The organism is Lelliottia nimipressuralis (assembly GCF_004402045.1).
GTDB classification, from domain to species: domain Bacteria; phylum Pseudomonadota; class Gammaproteobacteria; order Enterobacterales; family Enterobacteriaceae; genus Enterobacter; species Enterobacter chinensis.
In genome coordinates this window covers 653,472-670,959 of sequence record NZ_SOMG01000030.1, presented here as the reverse complement: position 1 = coordinate 670,959, position 17,488 = coordinate 653,472, and the positions used below count along the sequence as shown (strand labels likewise).

Here is a 17,488-nt window from a genome sequence, read left to right as displayed (position 1 = left end):
TCACCGCCTTAGCCGTATAACGGCGCAAATGCTGATTCAGCCGCCCCGGGTTTCCCCTCCTGCCAGTAGGGCGAGAGCATCCGCAGGCGGGCTATAATCGTTGGCAGGGTATCGATCACGTAGTCGATCTCTTTCTCACGCGTGTAGCGTGACAGCGAAAAACGAATACTGCCGTGCGCGGCGGTGTAAGGAATGTTCATCGCCCGCATGACATGCGAAGGTTCCAGCGAACCGGAGGTACAGGCGCTGCCGCTCGACGCCGCAATTCCCGCCTGGTTCAGCAGCAATAAAATGGCTTCCCCTTCGATAAACTCAAACGCCAGATTGGTGGTGCCTGGTACGCGCGGCTGGTTACCGCCCATGGCCATCACGGAAGGCACCTGCGCGATAAGCCCTTCCTGCAGTCGATCGCGCAGTTGCGCCAGCGAGGAGGCACCCGGCAGATGGATCTGCGCCAGTTCGCAGGCTGTGCCCATGCCGACGATCCCGGCGATGTTTTCCGTTCCTGCGCGGCGTCCGCGCTCCTGATGGCCGCCGCGCAACAGCGGACGAAAACGCGTTCCGCGCCGCAGATAGAGGCAGCCGACACCTTTCGGCCCGTGCAGTTTGTGCGCCGAGCAGGAGAGCATATCGATCTGCGTGCGGCCAATATCCAGCGGAATTTTGCCGACCACCTGTACCGCATCGCAGTGGAACAGCGCGCCGTGCTCCTGCGCCATGGCCGCCATTTCAATCACCGGAAACAGCACGCCGGTTTCGTTGTTCGCCCACATCACGCTGACCACCGCCACCCGAGAACTGAGCGCCTGGCGGTACTGCTCCATATCCAGCGCGCCGTCGCTATTCACGCCAATGCGGTGGATCAGGTAACCCTGGCGCTCCAGGTGTTCGCAAACGGCGAGCGTGGCCGGGTGCTCCACCGCGGAGGTGATGATTTCCCGGCGCTCCGGCATCAATTCCACGCAGGCATGCAGCGCGGTTGACGTGGCTTCGGTCGCGCAGGAGGTGAAAATAATCTCGCTGGCATGATCGGCGCCAAGCAGGGTGGCAACCTGCTGGTGCGCGCGCTCAAGGGCCACACGGGAAGGTGTGCCGAAATCATGAATCGAAGAGGGGTTGCCATAATGCTCGGTCAGAAAGGGCATCATCGCTTCCAGCACCATCGGATCGATTCGCGTGGTGGCGTTGTTATCCAGATAAACGTGTTTCATGTTTTTTCCCCTCTGTTAATACGCTGCGGCTTCAGCGGCCACGACTTCCATATAACAGCCGGTGCGTTCCATCAGTTTTTGCTGTAACCAGGCGAGCGTCATGTCGGTCATCATGCAGCCGCTACAACTGCCGGAGAGGCTGACCGTGACTTTATGATTTGCCACGCTGAGCAGCGCCATATCGCCGCCATCGGCCTGAATATGCGGGCGCAGTTCAGTGATGGCATCAACCACTTCCTGCCAGTGCGGATCTTTGGTTGTCGCAACCGGCGCGGCGACCTGCAGGTGCTGCGCGAGAATATCGGCCAGCGCCAGTTCGATTTTTTCATGACACGAAGTACAGCCGCCGCCTGCTTTGGTGTAGTTGATCACCTCTTCCAGCGTGGTCAGCCCGTTGCTTAGCACCGCGCGGCGAATCTGTCCTTCATCCACGCCAAAGCACTTACAAATCAGTGCGCCTTCTTCGTGGTCATCTTCCAGCGTTTCACCACGGTAGTTGGCGATGGCAGCGCGCAGTGCTTCCTGGCCCATGACCGAGCAGTGCATTTTTTGCGGCGGTAAACCGTCAAGATAATCGGCAATTTGTTGGTTGGTGACCTGTTCGGCCTGCTCCAGCGTGCGGCCGATAATCAGTTCCGTTAAGGCGGAAGAAGAGGCAATTGCGCTGCCGCAACCAAAGGTCTGAAACCCGGCCTCAAGAATGGTTTCATCTTGCGGATCCACTCGCAGCATCAGCCGTAACGCATCGCCACAGCTTAACGATCCCACATCACCCACGGCGTTGGCGTTTTCCACCACCCGGGCGTTACGGGGATTAAAAAAATGTTCTTTCACTTTCTCGGAGTAATTCCACATGCTTTTGGCTCCCAGTATGTATGACGGAACGCGCCGGAGCGCATTACACCGTGTCAATCAACAGCGGGTAATATCGTTGAAGCAAAAGCAGTACCAGAAGATGAAGTCTTTATATTTCAATGGGATGATTTTTACACTGACATAAAACTGCGAACTATGTCGCAGTTTTATGTTGTCTTTGTCACAGAGCTGACACAGAAAAGGCATCAGCGCTCATCCTCTTCCTGCCACTCATCTTCCTCCAGCAGCCCGGCTAAGCGATCGGTATTGCGGCTGCGCGCACTTCTTCGCTGCTCTTTGTCGTACCAGTAGTGTTGGATTTCCTGCAACAGTCCGACAATCGTGGTATCTGCCGGAACGCGCACCGCGCGCACACCGACCTGTAAAAGCTGGCGAAAAACCTCCTCGCCGATCGCCACGCAGTAGAGCGTCACGCAATCCTCCAGCGCGTTAATCCGGCGGGTCAGTTTCTCCTGCTGATGGCCGGGCAGTACCGAGAAATCCACCACCCGCAGCAAGGTGATGTCATCCTCTTTGACCCCGTACACCACCAGTCTCGGTGTCGCGCCGAAATGCTGATCGACATGGTGGTAATCGGAACTGGCAAAGGCCACTCTCATCGACCATTCACTGTCGCAAATGGTGCTGAATTGTCGGTTAACATGTTGCATAGTCACCTCCCGAAGATGCGGGTTCGTAAAAACGCTGGCGCAGCGGCGAGTGATAAGCGGCAAGATGATGGTGGCGATCGCGCAGCGCATTCGCCAGCTCAAACAAGGTGTCGCGCATCCCGGCGTAACCCTGGCGCACGCGGCGAAACTCGCCCAGACGGTCGAACAGGGGGAAACCGGCGCGCACCAGCGGAATGTCGAACTGCCTGGCCAAATCAGCGGCGTGAGAATTAGAGACGAGCAGCGATGCAGGCGTTTCACACAACAGATCCTGCATATCCTCCAGATCGCCGATAATGACTTTTTCGACCGGCAGATCCTGCAACCCTTTCTGGCTCACCGGCGCCACCACCGGGCCGGGCACCATGCCCATATCGCGGGCGAAATCGCACCAGGCGGCGAGCAGATCGCCCTCGGCGGCCAGCGCGACAGGCGCGCCCTGCAACCACATATGACAATCGATCATCGCATCCTGTAATTGCCCGCGCTGGCGCTCGATCCACGCCGGAACATCGCGCCCGGAGAGGCGCTTCAGTTGATGAATAAACGTATCGCACTGGCTCATGGTCATCAGATGCGGCAGGGTGACCACTTCCGCATGGCTGCGCTGCGCCAGCAATTGCGCGGCGCGGGAGAGGGATACGCCAATGGCGAACGTGCCAAGACTCTGTCCCATCTGTTCAATCAGCCGCAGGCTGCTGCCGCCCTGGGTAATCGGCGAGAAATCCCCGCTGGCGAGATGGCCGTCCAGCGACTGGGAAAGATCCGGCGCCATCACCGGCTGCAGGCCAAATGCCTCGACATAACTTCGCAGCAGCTCAATGTCGCCCGGCGTAAGCAAATGGCTGAGCAGCAGGTTCACGCGGCGATTGCGCACGCCCGGCTGCGGTTTTTCCGGCACCCACTGTTCAACCATGCTCTCCAGCACCGCGCTGTAGCCGTTTTCCAGGCTGCCGTAAAAATCCGGCGTGTTGACGGTCAGCAGCGCCACCCCTTTATGGCGCGGATATTCATCGCGGAACTGGCGCACCACGCGCGAAATATCGCTGCCCTGCGCCTCGGAAAGGCCTGTGCTCAGCAGAACAATCGCTTTCGGGTTGTTGCGTGAACACAGCACATTCAGCGCGGTAAAGATGTTCTCATCGGCACCCATAATGGTCGATGTCGGGTCCATTGCCGTCGATTGCAGCGGGATCGGATCGTGAAAATGCTGGATAAAAAAGACCTTCGCGAAGGCGCTGCACCCCTGAGCGCCATGAACCAGCGGAATGCTCTGTTCAAAGCCCATGCTCGCCAGAATCGCGCCCAGCGGCTGGCCACTTTTTACCGGGCTGACGGCCAGCGGCTTTTTACTACGGATAATTTCTGCCATTGCAGGCTCCTTATTGCCACGGTGCGCGGGAATGGGTTTGCGGCCAGACCGGGCTTTCCATGGTCAGGCAGAGCTGTTCGGCCAGCGTGACAATGCCGCGGTAGCCGGCAAAGGCGTGCTCGCGCTCCTGATTGATATCGAGGAACGGCAGCCGCGCTTTGTAGGCGGTGTACATATTGCGTCCCCCGGCTATCATCATGTCCGCCTTGTAGCGGTAAACCACGTCCAGCAGCGAGCGAGCGTTACCTTCATCAAGCATCAGCGCGTCGGCGCCCATCAGTTCGCGGATGCGCTGTTTATCCTCTTCGGTGGATTTGCGCGTGCCGGTCGCCACCACTTCCATGCCCAGATCCTGAAGCGCCGAGACCACCGACCAGGATTTCACGCCGCCGGTATAGAGCAGCGCTTTGCGCCCGCGCAGGCGCTCGCGCAGCGGGGCCAGCGCCTGCTCTGTTTGCTGCTCTTCGCGGGCAATAAGCTGTTCGGCGCGCTGCATCAGATCGCGGTCTCCGGTCAGCGCCGCCAGTTGGCGCAGGGCGTCAGAGGTGGCGCGAACACCATAAAAACTGCCTTCAAACCACGGCGTGCCGTAGCGCTGCTCCAGCGAGCGGGCGACGTTGATCAGCGCCCTGGAGCAGACCAGCATATTGACCTGCGCCCGGTGCAGCGTCTGGATTTCACTGAAGCGCCCGTCGCCGGAGAGGCTGCCGAGCACGCGAATACCCAGCTCATCGAGCAGCGGCTGAATGTGCCAGAACTCTCCGGCAATATTGAATTCGCCAATCAGCCCGATATCGTGGCGGTGCGCCGGGGCAAAAGGGGTATCTTCCGGCCACGGCGTGGGTTCACGCCCGCCAATCACCTTTTTCACCATCACTTCACCGGCCAGCCGGTTGCCGAGATTTTTGCTGCCGTAAAACCCGGCGACATCAACGGCAATCACCGGTACGCCGGTGGCGGTTTCTGCCGCCTGGCAGACGGCTTCGATATCGTCGCCCTCCATCGCGGGAACGCAGGTGTTATAGATAAAGACGGCGGCCGGGTGGTAGCGGTTGACGATGTGGCGCACGGCATGGAACAGGCGGCGCTCGCCGCGTCCCATGATCACATCCTGTTCGCTCAGATCGGTGGTAAAACCCAGCCGGTTGATCGTCGGGCCGGAACTGAAGCTGCCACGGTTATCCCATGAGCTACCGGTACAACCAATGGGGCCGTGTACCAGGTGGGCAACATCGGAGAGTGGCAGCAGGGTGATCTGCGCACCGTCAAAGGCGCAGCCGCCCGCTGTCGCGCCGGGTTTCGGCGCGCTGCAGCCGGATTTCTGTTTATGGTTGTGCTCGCAGGCAGGTTCATCGAGCAAAGCCAGGATCTCGTTCCCCTTCATCATCACCTCATTATCTGGTTGGGTTGTAGCAGAAGGTGCAATTCGCGAGCCAGCAATGAGTGATTGATTTTTAAGAGAAAAAAAGTGTCGGTTTTGCAACAAAGCAGACAATTGGCGCAATGTTCACGCAAAAAAAATCCCCCGAAGGGGATGAGTTCAGAACACCCGTTCTTCAAGCGGGTTGGCGCGCTCAAGGCGTTTTGCCAGCCACGGCGGCAATTGCCCGTTAAGTAGCGTTTTGATGGCGTCGCACTGCGAGGTAATGGTCTGACCGGGGGCGACTTTCATCGGATGGATATTGTGGCGGATCAGGCGGGCAGCGGCGGGGCCGCCAATCGCTTCGCAGAACAGCAGATGGCAATCGCCGAGCAGTTGCGCGCGGCACTCGTTGGGCTCTTTGTCCTGCGGGCTGGCAGCGTAACGGCGTAAGTCATACAGCCAGCCGCCCTGGTCATCAAAGGCATAAATAAAAAACAGCCGCCCCTGGCCGAAATGGCCGTTGATTGCCAGCCCATCCTGCGAGCAGAAGGCGACAATCAACTGCGGGCGACGCGCCGCGTGCTCGATCGCGCGCAAATGGCTGGGCAGATCGCCTTTCAGGCACGCTTTTACCCGCGCCCAGCGCCCGGCGGACATTAAGGCTTCCTCATGAGGAAAGCGCTGCTCCAGATGACGTTCATCCAGCGAGGCCAGCAGCTCCGGCGTCAGCGCCTCATCGCAGTCGCCGGTCAGCCACGTCATGATTTGCGCGGGTTGCAGTTCCGGCAGCGCCTGGAACAGCGCCAGCATCCGCCAGAAAAGGGTATCGTTGTCGGACATTGCGGATCTCCTTATAGCAGGGCGTCGCGGGTGGCGCGCAGGCTAATGGGAAATGAGGGCCGTCCGGGTTGCAGATTGACGTAATAGCGGCGACCGCCCTCAAGAGAAATTGCACCGCCCCAGCGTTCCGGGGAGTCGTGCTCAACGTCCAGGATTTTCGCTTCCAGATCCTGTTTGGCGATATAGCAGTAAAGATCCGCGCCGCGCTGGCGAATAGTAACGACCGGCATAGTGCCTCCCTGAGCCCCGCGCAAGGCGGGGCTGTGATGGTTAACGGATAAGATCGAAGCTGTAGTCGGTTTTGCCGAGCTTGATGGTCTCTCTGTCGACTTTCTCCAGCACCGCATTAACCAGCGTGGTGAGGATACTCATGGCCCCTTCGTAACCCCAGGTGGTCTGGCGGTGCAGATGGTGGCGATCGAACAGCGGGAACCCCAGACGGATCAGCGGCACTTCAAACTGCTCACCCTTCGCCAGCGTATCGCGCTGGATAAACTTGGCGTAGGAATTGCCGATCATAAAGTCCGGCTGACGGGTAAACATCAGCGAGCGGAAATGCCACAAATCGCAGTTGATAAAGACTTCGCTCTCTTTCCCGTACGGCGAGGCTTCAAGCATTTTCTTCATCGCTTTCTGCCAGCGCTTGCTGCCGTTATGGCACAGAATCACCGTCGGTTCGCAGCCCAGCTCCAGCAGGAAGCGGGTCAGCCCCATGACAAAATCCGGGTCACCGAACAGGCCGAATTTCTTGCCGTGCAGCCAGGTGTGGGAGTCGAGCATCATATCCACCAGCCGACCGCGTTCCAGCGCTAAGCTATCCGGAATGGCTTTGCCGGTTAACTGGCTAACCGTCATCAGCAGCTCGTCGGTTCCGGCCAGCCCCATCGGGATTTGCACCTCGGTAGCGGGCTGGTTCCAGCTTTCCTGCACCACTTTTTTGGTTTTCACCAGTTGCCAGGGTTGCAGCAGCAGGGTGTCGATAGCGTCAGGCGCTTCGCGCATCTCCTGCTGGGTCGTACCGCCCGCATACATGTGGTAATGGCCGTCAGCCGGGGTATCCAGCACTTCGGAGGGATCGGAAAGCAGGCTGCACGGCACGTCCATTTGCTCCATCATGCGTTTCAGCACGCGGAAATTGCCGAGATAGGTTTCAAATCCGCTGACCAGATTGATACGCGGTAATTTGCCCGGTTGTCCGCTGTAATCGGCGGTAAAGGTACGGGCGAAGCCCTCAAACATATTGTCCCAGCCGGTGATATGGCTGCCGATAAAGCTTGGCGTGTGCGCGTAAGGCACCGGGATCGCCGCGTCGATAAAGCCGTCTTTTTTGGCGTTAGCAATAAACGCCTGCAGATCGTCGCCGATGACCTCCGCCATACAGGTGGTGGAGACGGCAATGATTTCCGGCTTGTAGAGGGCGCTGGCGTTCTGCAACCCGGTGTTCAGGTTGTTGTTGCCGCCGAATACTGCCGCATCTTCCGTCATCGAGTCAGAAACACAGGCAATCGGCTCTTTAAAGTGACGGTTAAAATAGGTGCGGAAATAGGCCACGCACCCCTGGGAGCCGTGAACATAGGGCAGGGTATTGGCAAAGCCCAGCGAGCACAGTACCGCACCCAGCGGCTGGCAGGCTTTGGCCGGATCGATAGTCAGCGCTTCGCGTTGAAAGTTAAGCGCTTCATACTCGGCGGTGGTGGTCCATTGAAAGACCTCCTGCACGCGCGCCGGATCGTGGGCTTCTTCCAGTTGCCGTTTATCTTTAAACAGCATCTGGTACGCATCCTGTTCAAACAGCGGATGACAGTTTTGAATTTTCTCAGCACTTTGGCTCATGGTGTTCTCCTCCCGCGCCACAAATCGGTGAACAGACGGGATAACAGGATTAAAATCAGGCGGATTTCAGCCACGGCGCGGTCAACTGGCCCCACGCGGGGTTGTTGATCGTCATATCCATATCGCGGGCGAAGATGGCAAAGCCGTCATAACCGTGATAGGGGCCGGAGTAATCCCAGGAGTGCATCTGGCGAAACGGCACGCCCATTTTCTGGAAGATGTACTTCTCTTTAATGCCGGAGCCGATCAGATCCGGCTTCAGCGCTTTGACAAAGGCTTCCAGTTCATAACTGCTGGCATCGTCGAACAGCAAGGTGCCTTCTTTCAGATCCGGCAGGGTGCGGTCGTAGTCATCGTTGTGGGCGAATTCATAACCCGCAGCGATAATTTCCATCCCCAGATCTTCATAAGCGCCAATCACATGGCGAGGACGTAAACCGCCCATATACAGCAGCACTTTGCGGCCTTCCAGACGCGGACGGTATTTGGCGATGATGGCGTCGTTCTGCGCCTGATATTTGGCGATCACCGCTTCGGCGTTGGCGCGAATGGTGTCATCAAACATATCGGCGATTTTGCGCAACGATTCGGCGACTTTGGTCGGACCGAAGAAGTTGTACTCCATCCACGGAATACCGTGTTTCTCCTCCATATGGCGGGAGATGTAGTTCATTGAGCGGTAGCAGTGCACAAGGTTGAGTTTGACGAACGGCGTGTTCTCCATCTCAACCAGCGTGCCGTCGCCGGACCACTGCGCCACCACGCGCAGGCCCATCTCTTCGAGCAAAATGCGCGACGCCCAGGCATCGCCGCCGATGTTGTAATCGCCGATGATCGCCACGTCATAAGGACCGGCCTCAAACGGCTTGCCTTCGCGGTTATCCAGTACCCAGTCGCGGATCACGTCGTTGGCAATGTGGTGACCGAGTGACTGGGAAACGCCGCGAAAACCTTCGCAGCGCACCGGAATGACCGGTTTATTGATGGCTTTGCGGCTGGCGTTGGCAACGGCTTCAATGTCGTCGCCAATCAGGCCGACCGGGCATTCGGACTGAATGGAGATCCCTTTGGTCAGCGGGAACAGCGTCTCCATCTCTTCAATCAGTTTGGTCAGCTTTTTATCGCCGCCAAACACGATATCGCGCTCCTGAAAATCGGAGGTAAAGTTGAGCGTACCGAAGCTATCCACACCGCTGACGCCGGTGTAGTAGTTACGCCTCCCGGCGCGGGAGTACTGACCGCAGCCGACCGGGCCGTGGGAGATATGGGCCATATCTTTGATCGGCCCGAATACCACCCCTTTAGAACCGGCGTAAGAGCAACCGCGCACGGTCATTACGCCGGGCTGCGACTTACGGTTGGAGATGATGCATTTCCCGACGCTTTCCATCTCCGGGTCGCTCACCATCATGTGCTTTCTGCGTTCTTTGCGCGTTTTTTCCGGAAAGATCTCCAGCACTTCCTGGATGATCTCCAGATTACGTTCGCCTGTTGCATTGCTCATAGTCGTCTTCCTGTAGGCGGGCGTGCATCAAACCGCGTTTTCTTCTGCGGCGGTTTTACCGATAATGCTGGTGTCTTCTACATCCATAATGCCGAATTCCATCAACAGCTCTTCCAGTTCGTCCATGGTGATGGGCGTTGGCACGACCATTTTGGTGTTGTTGACGATCTTGTTCGCCAGCGTGCGGTATTCATTGGCCTGGTTGCATTTCGGATCGTACTCAATCACCGTCATACGGCGGATTTCAGCGCGTTGCACGATGTTGTCGCGCGGCACGAAGTGGATCATCTGGGTGCCGAGTTTTTCCGCCAGCGCTATGATCAGCTCATCTTCGCGGTCGGTCTGACGGGAGTTACAGATCAGCCCGCCAAGGCGCACTTTGCCGGATTTGGCGTATTTCACGATGCCTTTAGAGATGTTGTTGGCGGCGTACATCGCCATCATTTCGCCGGAGCAGACGATGTAGATCTCCTGCGCTTTGTTTTCGCGAATCGGCATGGCGAACCCCCCGCACACCACGTCGCCCAACACGTCGTAAAAGACGAAATCGAGGTCGGGAACATAGGCGCCTTCTTCTTCCAGGAAGTTGATGGCGGTAATTACCCCGCGACCAGCACAGCCAACGCCTGGTTCCGGGCCGCCGGATTCTGCGCAGCGTACGTCGCCGTAACCGATTTGCAGCACATCTTCCAGTTCCAGGTCTTCCACGGAGCCGACTTCAGCCGCCATCTCCATAATGGTGTTCTGCGCTTTCGCATGCAGGATCAGACGAGTGGAGTCTGCTTTCGGGTCGCAGCCGACGATCATTACTTTCTTGCCCATCTCCGCCAGCGCGGCGACCAGGTTTTGCGTGGTAGTGGATTTACCGATACCACCTTTGCCGTAAATGGCACATTGACGCATGGTCATGGTGTTTCTCCTGTTGGTTGTGTGAGTGGCAATTGCCTCACTCTGTTGTGCAGGGAACATACCAGCCGTGCCATTTCATTTAATCTGTTGATTTTAAAAGTATTGATGTTTTCACTGCCGCAAAAAGAGGGACAAAGAGTAAACAATCGCCTTACCAATTGTTCGAAACAGAACAATTCCGCACATCGTGTCTGTACGTCGGGGGACCACCCACGGCGGTGCGACACTTTGTCGGCAGTTCAACAGGATGTCGCGTCCGCTGTCTTGTTTCATGCAACCGTTTTGGCATGGTTGCCGTTAATGCTTTGTTTATAAAGGGATAAATGAGCTGGCACAGGCTGTGCAACGGCTGTTGGGAGATGACCTCTTACAGTCGAGGAATGAGCAATGTCCGGAAAGATGAAAACAATGGATGGCAACGCGGCAGCGGCATGGATTTCGTATGCTTTTACTGATGTCGCCGCGATTTACCCCATAACCCCCTCAACGCCGATGGCGGAAAACGTCGATCAGTGGGCGGCTGACGGCAAAAAAAATCTGTTTGGCCAGCCGGTGCGTTTAATGGAGATGCAGTCGGAAGCGGGCGCCGCTGGTGCCGTACACGGCGCGTTGCAGGCCGGGGCGCTGACCACCACCTATACCGCTTCGCAGGGGCTGCTGTTAATGATCCCCAATCTGTACAAAATCGCCGGTGAGCTGCTGCCCGGCGTGTTTCACGTCAGCGCCCGCGCGCTGGCAACTAACTCGCTGAACATTTTCGGCGATCATCAGGATGTGATGGCGGTTCGCCAGAGCGGCTGCGCAATGCTGGCGGAGAGCAACGTTCAGCAGGTAATGGATCTCTCGGCGGTGGCGCACCTTTCTGCCATTAAAGGTCGCGTACCTTTTATTAACTTCTTTGACGGTTTTCGTACTTCCCACGAGATCCAGAAAATTGAAGTGCTGGAGTACGACGATCTAGCACCGTTGCTGGATACCGACGCGCTGAACCGCTTTCGCCGTAACGCCCTGAACCCGGATCATCCGGTGATCCGCGGTACCGCGCAAAACCCCGATATCTATTTCCAGGAGCGGGAAGCGGTCAACCGCTACTATGATGCGCTGCCGGAGATCGTCGAAAACTACATGACGGACATCTATCGCCTGACGGGCCGCGAATATCACCTGTTTGATTACTACGGTGCAGACGATGCCGATCAGATTATTGTGGCGATGGGTTCGGTATGTGACACCATTTCCGAAGTGGTGGACGCGCTGATCGACAGCGGTGAAAAAGTTGGCATGGTGACAGTGCATCTGTTCCGGCCTTTTTCGCTGTCGCACTTCTTCGCCAAAATCCCGAAAAGCGTTAAACGTATTGCGGTGCTCGATCGCACCAAAGAGCCTGGCGCGCAGGCGGAACCGTTGTGCCTGGATGTGAAAAACGCCTTTTATCACCAGCATGACGCGCCGCTGATTGTAGGCGGGCGCTATGCGCTGGGCGGTAAAGATGTGCTGCCGGGACATATTGTCTCGGTGTTTGAGAACCTGAAAAAACCGCTGCCGAAAGATGGCTTTACGGTGGGGATTTTCGACGATGTGACGCACACATCGCTGCCGGTGCCTTCTCATGAGGTCCACGTTTCCCGCGAGGGGATCACCGCCTGTAAATTTTGGGGGCTGGGTTCCGACGGTACGGTCAGCGCCAACAAGAGCGCCATCAAGATCATCGGTGATAAAACGCCGATGTATGCGCAGGCCTACTTTGCCTACGATTCGAAAAAATCCGGTGGTATTACCGTTTCGCACCTGCGTTTTGGCGAACGGCCGATTACCTCGCCGTATCTGATCCACCGCGCGGATTTTATCGCCTGCTCGCAGCAATCCTACGTCGATAAGTACGATCTGCTGGAAGGGCTGAACGCTGGCGGCACCTTCCTGCTGAACTGCACCTGGTTTGGCGAAGAGCTGGAGGCGCGGCTGCCAAACGGTATGAAGCGTTATATCGCCCGCCAGGGAATCCGTTTTTACACCCTCAATGCGGTGGATATTGCCCGCAAGCTGGGGCTGGGCGGACGCTTTAACATGCTGATGCAGTCGGCATTCTTCAAACTGGCGGAGATTATTGATCCGCAAGCGGCGTCCGATTACCTGAAGCAGGCAGTCGAGAAATCCTACGGCAGTAAAGGGCAAAAAGTGGTGGATATGAACAATGCCGCCATTGATCTGGGGATGGAAGCCATTCAGGAAGTGATGGTGCCGGAACGCTGGGCGACGCTGGAAGATGACATAGTGGAAGAGACGCGGATGATGCCGGATTTTATTCGCGACATTCTCGAACCGATGAACCGGCAGAACGGCGACAAACTGCCGGTCAGCGCCTTTGTCGGTATGGAGGACGGAACATTTCCGACGGGAACCGCGGCGTGGGAGAAACGCGGCATTGCTTTGCAGGTGCCGGTGTGGAACCCCGAAGGCTGTACCCAGTGCAATCAGTGCGCCTTTATCTGCCCGCATGCCGCCGTTCGTCCAGCGCTGCTGAATCAGGAAGAGCGCGATGCTGCGCCGGTCGCGTTGTTGAGTAAAGCGGCGCAGGGGGCGAAAGAGTACGACTATCATCTGGCCATTTCGCCGCTCGATTGTTCCGGCTGCGGCAACTGTGCCGATATCTGCCCGGCGAAGGGCAAAGCCCTTACGATGCAGCAGCTGGAGAGCCAGTTAGCGATGCAACCGGTGTGGGATTACGCGCTGGCGCTGTCGCCCAAAAGCAATCCGTTCAACAAAACCACGGTCAAAGGCAGCCAGTTTGAAACCCCGCTGCTGGAGTTTTCCGGTGCCTGTGCTGGTTGCGGCGAAACCCCGTATGCGCGGCTGGTGACGCAGTTGTTCGGCGATCGCATGATGATCGCGAATGCCACAGGGTGTTCGTCGATCTGGGGGGCCAGCGCACCGTCAATTCCGTGGACCACCAACCATAAAGGGCAAGGCCCGGCGTGGGCTAACTCGTTGTTTGAAGATAACGCCGAGTTTGGCCTGGGGATGATGCTTGGCGGGGGCGCGGTGCGTGAACAACTCGCCAGTGATGCGATGGATGCACTGACTGCGCCGCACAGCGAGGCGTTACAGCAGTCATTGCGGCAATGGCTGGAGAGCAAAGATCGTGGTGAAGGCACGCGCGAGCGCGGTGAGGATCTGAGCGCGCTACTGGCGCAGGAGAAGGGCGACGATCCGCTGCTGAACCGCATGTACCAGAACCGCGACTATTTCGCTAAACGTTCGCAGTGGATTTTTGGTGGCGACGGTTGGGCATATGACATTGGTTTTGGTGGCCTCGATCATGTGCTGGCCTCCGGCGAGGATGTGAATATCCTGGTGTTTGATACCGAGGTGTACTCCAACACCGGTGGTCAGTCGTCGAAATCGACGCCGGTTGCAGCGATTGCCAAGTTCGCCGCAGAAGGCAAACGGACGCGCAAAAAGGATCTCGGCATGATGGCGGTGAGCTACGGCAATGTGTATGTCGCGCAGGTGGCGATGGGCGCGGATAAAGCCCAGACGCTGCGGGCCATTGCTGAAGCGGAAGCGTGGCCTGGCCCGTCGCTGGTTATCGCTTATGCAGCCTGTATCAATCACGGTCTGAAGGCCGGGATGGGATGCAGTATACGCGAAGCAAAACGCGCGGTGGATTCCGGTTACTGGCATCTGTGGCGCTATAACCCGCAGCTGATGGCGAAGGGCAAGAATCCGTTTATTCTCGACTCCGACGAACCAGAGGAGAGCTTCCGCGACTTCCTGATGGGCGAAGTGCGTTACGCCGCACTGGTCCGCACTGCGCCGGAGCTGGCGGATCAACTCTTCGAGCAAACCGAGCAGGACGCGAAGCAGCGTTTCGCGCAGTATCAGCGAATGGCGGGGGAGTAAACGGTAATTTTCCCCGGTAATATTTCGTTACCGGGGATTAGGATAACGGAGAGACGCCATGCGTATTCGCGCAAGGCTTTTGGTTCAGCAAAAGAGGGAATATTGAAGGATGATGGTATTGTCCAGCTTCATGTGTTCCGCGATCGTCGAGGGTAAGTTAATTTAACTTATCAGGCCACTGGTTCCCATCTGGATAGGGGGAGGTGGACAGGATAATGGAGAATGGAAGGGCAGCCGGAAACTAAGAACTAGCTTGCTCTTCAAAAATCTTAAACCCGTCCTCGATGGTTGGGATGATCTCTACCATCTCAAAGTACGGCTCTGTAATGAGTACTGAGTCACGTAATCGTTCTATGGCAAAGTAAAATGACTGCATATCCTTGGCTTGAAACATAGCTACATCCGTACAGCGAGTTGTAAAAGCCTCGGCATCGAACATTCTCAATGTTACGTCGGTATTCACAAGCACACTGCTTAGTGCTTTATCGGCAATTGCGTTGCGCTCATCTCTGCTCAGCCGTAACCAAGAAACAGTAGTTTTTAGTAGTACAAAAACAGTGATCATTTTGTATGCCTGTGGTTTTGTCTAAAACACTCTAAGAGTCCTTAGGTTACTAAAAAGCTATTGAAAATCCAGATATTAAATTGTTTCAATTTCTAAGGGATACTTAAAGGATATCTTTGCTCAAGGATCCACTGACCCAAATCTTGCCGTTAACAACCAGGTTTAGTACGGCATGGCGAAGAGAAGGGTAGAAAGCAATTGGATTTTCAGGACCTGCATCAAGCGGACACAATCCTGGAAAACATCTGGCTATTTTCAGAGCCTTCACAACATGCTGATTTCTGTGGCCACACGAGAGAACCATGAAGTAATAGACCCATGAATGTCATTTAACATAATATACATTATGCGCACTAGCGTTTGTGTACGCTTATTGTGGCATCTTTTGCTCACCAATCTCCCCATGGTTCGTATTTAACTCCTGACGAGATCTCACCGCAGCCCTCTGTTGATATAACCCTGTAAACCCTCAGCAAGAAAATCAAATACCGTTTTACAGGCCAGGCTATGTCGTAAGTCCTCATGCATCACCAGCCAGGTGTCGAGATGAAATGCAAAGAAATCAGGCATTATCCTTTGCAACGGCGGAGAAAAATCGGCCAGTTGTACCTGACACATACCAATACCGGCCCCTGCGCGTATGAGGTTTAATTGTGCAACATCACTGTCAGTTCGCACGGTAAACAGATCGCGGTTAAGCTGAGGGTATTGTTTAAGTGCCTGTAAAATAAAGGGCGTCACAGTATCGAAACCCACAAGCGTATGGGTGAATAACTCTTCAATACTTTCCGGTGCACCATGTCGCGACAGATAAGCTGGCGCGGCATGCAGACCAATTTCAATCTTCCCCATCCGACGCGCAATTAGTTGATCCTGCACCGGTGTGGTCATGCGGACGGCAATATCCGCTTCCCGGTTCAGTAAATCCTGAACGCGATTAGACAGAACCAGCTCAACGGTTATGTTTGGGTATGCATCCTTTATTCGGGCAATCGCCGAAGGTAGGACCTCCGTGCCGATGATTTCGCTGGCAGCGACGCGCACCACTCCGCGTAATCCGGTTGCGCCGGAACTGAAACTGGCCGCAGAGCGCTCAATCATCATGGCGGTGTTTTCCATCGCTTGCGCATGGCCTTTCAGCTCAGCGGCGGCATCCGTAGCCTGTAGTCCTGTCTGCGAACGGGTAAATAAAACAAGACCAAGGGCTGATTCCAGTGCCGCAATATGGCGTCCGGCGGTTGGCTGGGTGATGGCGAGCAAGCGTGCGGCCCCTGACAAGGACCCTTCTTTCATCACGGCCAGGAACGTGCGATACCATTCCCATGGGATATTTAGCTTCATACAAAAATGCATACCTGCTGGCTTATATTATGCAATTACATTTAGCCCGTACGCTTATTAAGATGTCAAGCAGATATCCAACAAGGCTAAGACGATGAAAAACACAAATAAGGTACTGATTCTGGGTGCAACGGGTGGGATTGGCGGCGAAATTGCCCGTAAATTGATCCGGGACGAATGGGATGTTCGTGCATTGCGCCGCAGCGCTTCGCAAAATGACGAGCACAACAAAAACATTACATGGGTAAGTGGTGATGCGCAGAATGCTGAACAGGTTGAGGCTGCGGCGTCAGAATGTAGCGTGATTGTCCATGCCGTTAACCCACCGGGTTATCGGAACTGGGAACAGCTCGTCTTGCCCATGCTGCATAACACGATCAACGCAGCGGAGCGAAACGGTGCTTTAATTGTTCTGCCGGGCACAATTTATAACTACGGCCCGGATGCGTTTCCCCTCTTACACGAAGATTCTCTCCAGAATCCTGTTACCCGGAAAGGCGCCATACGAGTGCAAATGGAGCAGGCACTCGAAGCCTATGCACAGCGTGGCGGCAAGGTGCTGATTTTGCGGGCGGGTGACTTTTTTGGTCCCCGCGCAGGTAACAACTGGTTTTCCCAGGGATTGATTAAACCGGGGCATCCATCGCTGGTTGTTAAAAATCCCGGAAAAGCCGGAACAGGCCATCAGTGGGCATACCTGCCGGATGTCGCCGAAACGCTCGTAGCCCTGCTGGCGCGTCGGGAGGAACTCGAATCGTTTGCCAGTTTCCACATGCGTGGGCACTGGGACCCTGATGGGACAGCGATGACCGCAGCCATAAAACACGTCGCGGAGCGTGCCGGTATTAAAGCGAAGGTGAAATCGTTTCCCTGGTGGCTTGTCTTCGCGATGAGTCCTTTTAACACCACCCTGCGTGAAATGCAGGAGATGCGCTATCTTTGGCAGCAGACCATAGAGATGGACAATTCAAAACTGCTTGCCTTTTTAGGCCATGAACCGCAGACCCCCCTTACAGAGGCCGTGCATTCTACATTAGCCGGCCTGGGTTGTATTTAACATAACCCGACCTGCACGTTTAGATAGGGTTGAAAGATGTCTGATATACTTCAGCTTTTGAAAAACG

At 56.1% G+C, this 17,488-nt stretch carries 14 protein-coding genes; 2 read left to right on the top strand and 12 right to left on the bottom strand.

Going from position 1 to position 17,488, the window contains the following annotated elements:
• Positions 1-8 precede the first annotated feature (8 nt).
• The 10 genes from nifS to nifH all read right to left on the bottom strand — a co-directional run bounded on the left by nifS (position 9) and on the right by nifH (position 10,558).
• A complete protein-coding gene (nifS, locus tag E3U32_RS20870) occupies positions 9-1,211 on the bottom strand; it encodes a cysteine desulfurase NifS (RefSeq protein WP_134350323.1) in 1,203 nt (400 codons plus the stop codon).
• Positions 1,212-1,226: 15 nt separating this feature from the next.
• Positions 1,227-2,066 carry a Fe-S cluster assembly protein NifU gene (gene nifU, locus E3U32_RS20865; RefSeq protein WP_134350322.1) on the bottom strand — a complete coding sequence of 280 codons (840 nt, stop codon included), beginning with the start codon at positions 2,064-2,066 and terminating at the stop codon, positions 1,227-1,229.
• A gap of 206 nt (positions 2,067-2,272) precedes the next feature.
• Complete coding sequence (locus tag E3U32_RS20860) at positions 2,273-2,737, bottom strand: NifB/NifX family molybdenum-iron cluster-binding protein (protein ID WP_134350321.1); 465 nt, start codon at positions 2,735-2,737, stop codon at positions 2,273-2,275.
• Positions 2,724-4,109 (bottom strand): nitrogenase iron-molybdenum cofactor biosynthesis protein NifN, encoded by a 1,386-nt coding sequence (gene nifN, locus E3U32_RS20855; RefSeq protein WP_134350320.1) that lies wholly within the window; start codon positions 4,107-4,109, stop codon positions 2,724-2,726. Before nifN ends, E3U32_RS20860 begins: the two co-directional genes overlap by 14 nt.
• A gap of 10 nt (positions 4,110-4,119) precedes the next feature.
• Positions 4,120-5,493, bottom strand: coding sequence for a nitrogenase iron-molybdenum cofactor biosynthesis protein NifE (gene nifE, locus E3U32_RS20850; RefSeq protein ID WP_134350762.1), 1,374 nt, complete (start codon positions 5,491-5,493; stop codon positions 4,120-4,122).
• Positions 5,494-5,649: 156 nt separating this feature from the next.
• Entirely contained in the window at positions 5,650-6,312 is a 663-nt protein-coding gene (locus E3U32_RS20845; RefSeq protein WP_134350319.1) for a NifB/NifX family molybdenum-iron cluster-binding protein, read from the bottom strand.
• An 11-nt stretch (positions 6,313-6,323) separates the two neighbouring features.
• Positions 6,324-6,542 carry a putative nitrogen fixation protein NifT gene (gene nifT / locus E3U32_RS20840; RefSeq protein ID WP_090135060.1) on the bottom strand — a complete coding sequence of 73 codons (219 nt, stop codon included), beginning with the start codon at positions 6,540-6,542 and terminating at the stop codon, positions 6,324-6,326.
• Between the two features lie 40 nt (positions 6,543-6,582).
• On the bottom strand, positions 6,583-8,145 hold the full coding sequence (gene nifK, locus E3U32_RS20835; protein WP_134350318.1) for a nitrogenase molybdenum-iron protein subunit beta: 1,563 nt from the start codon (positions 8,143-8,145) through the stop codon (positions 6,583-6,585).
• A gap of 55 nt (positions 8,146-8,200) precedes the next feature.
• A complete protein-coding gene (gene nifD / locus E3U32_RS20830) occupies positions 8,201-9,649 on the bottom strand; it encodes a nitrogenase molybdenum-iron protein alpha chain (RefSeq protein ID WP_074779463.1) in 1,449 nt (482 codons plus the stop codon).
• A 27-nt stretch (positions 9,650-9,676) separates the two neighbouring features.
• Positions 9,677-10,558, bottom strand: coding sequence for a nitrogenase iron protein (gene nifH / locus E3U32_RS20825; protein ID WP_134350317.1), 882 nt, complete (start codon positions 10,556-10,558; stop codon positions 9,677-9,679).
• A gap of 387 nt (positions 10,559-10,945) precedes the next feature.
• On the opposite strand from nifH, the gene nifJ reads away from it, so the two are divergent.
• Positions 10,946-14,458: a pyruvate:ferredoxin (flavodoxin) oxidoreductase gene (gene nifJ / locus E3U32_RS20820; RefSeq protein WP_134350316.1), complete on the top strand. Its 3,513-nt coding sequence runs from the start codon at positions 10,946-10,948 to the stop codon at positions 14,456-14,458.
• A gap of 241 nt (positions 14,459-14,699) precedes the next feature.
• On the opposite strand, the gene E3U32_RS20815 is transcribed toward nifJ, so the two are convergent.
• Positions 14,700-15,023, bottom strand: coding sequence for a darcynin family protein (locus E3U32_RS20815; RefSeq protein WP_134350315.1), 324 nt, complete (start codon positions 15,021-15,023; stop codon positions 14,700-14,702).
• A 432-nt stretch (positions 15,024-15,455) separates the two neighbouring features.
• Positions 15,456-16,364, bottom strand: coding sequence for a LysR family transcriptional regulator (locus tag E3U32_RS20810; RefSeq protein WP_134350314.1), 909 nt, complete (start codon positions 16,362-16,364; stop codon positions 15,456-15,458).
• Between the two features lie 94 nt (positions 16,365-16,458).
• Between E3U32_RS20810 and E3U32_RS20805 the strand changes: the two genes are divergently transcribed.
• On the top strand, positions 16,459-17,421 hold the full coding sequence (locus E3U32_RS20805) for an NAD-dependent epimerase/dehydratase family protein (RefSeq protein WP_134350313.1): 963 nt from the start codon (positions 16,459-16,461) through the stop codon (positions 17,419-17,421).
• Positions 17,422-17,488: the final 67 nt, after the last annotated feature.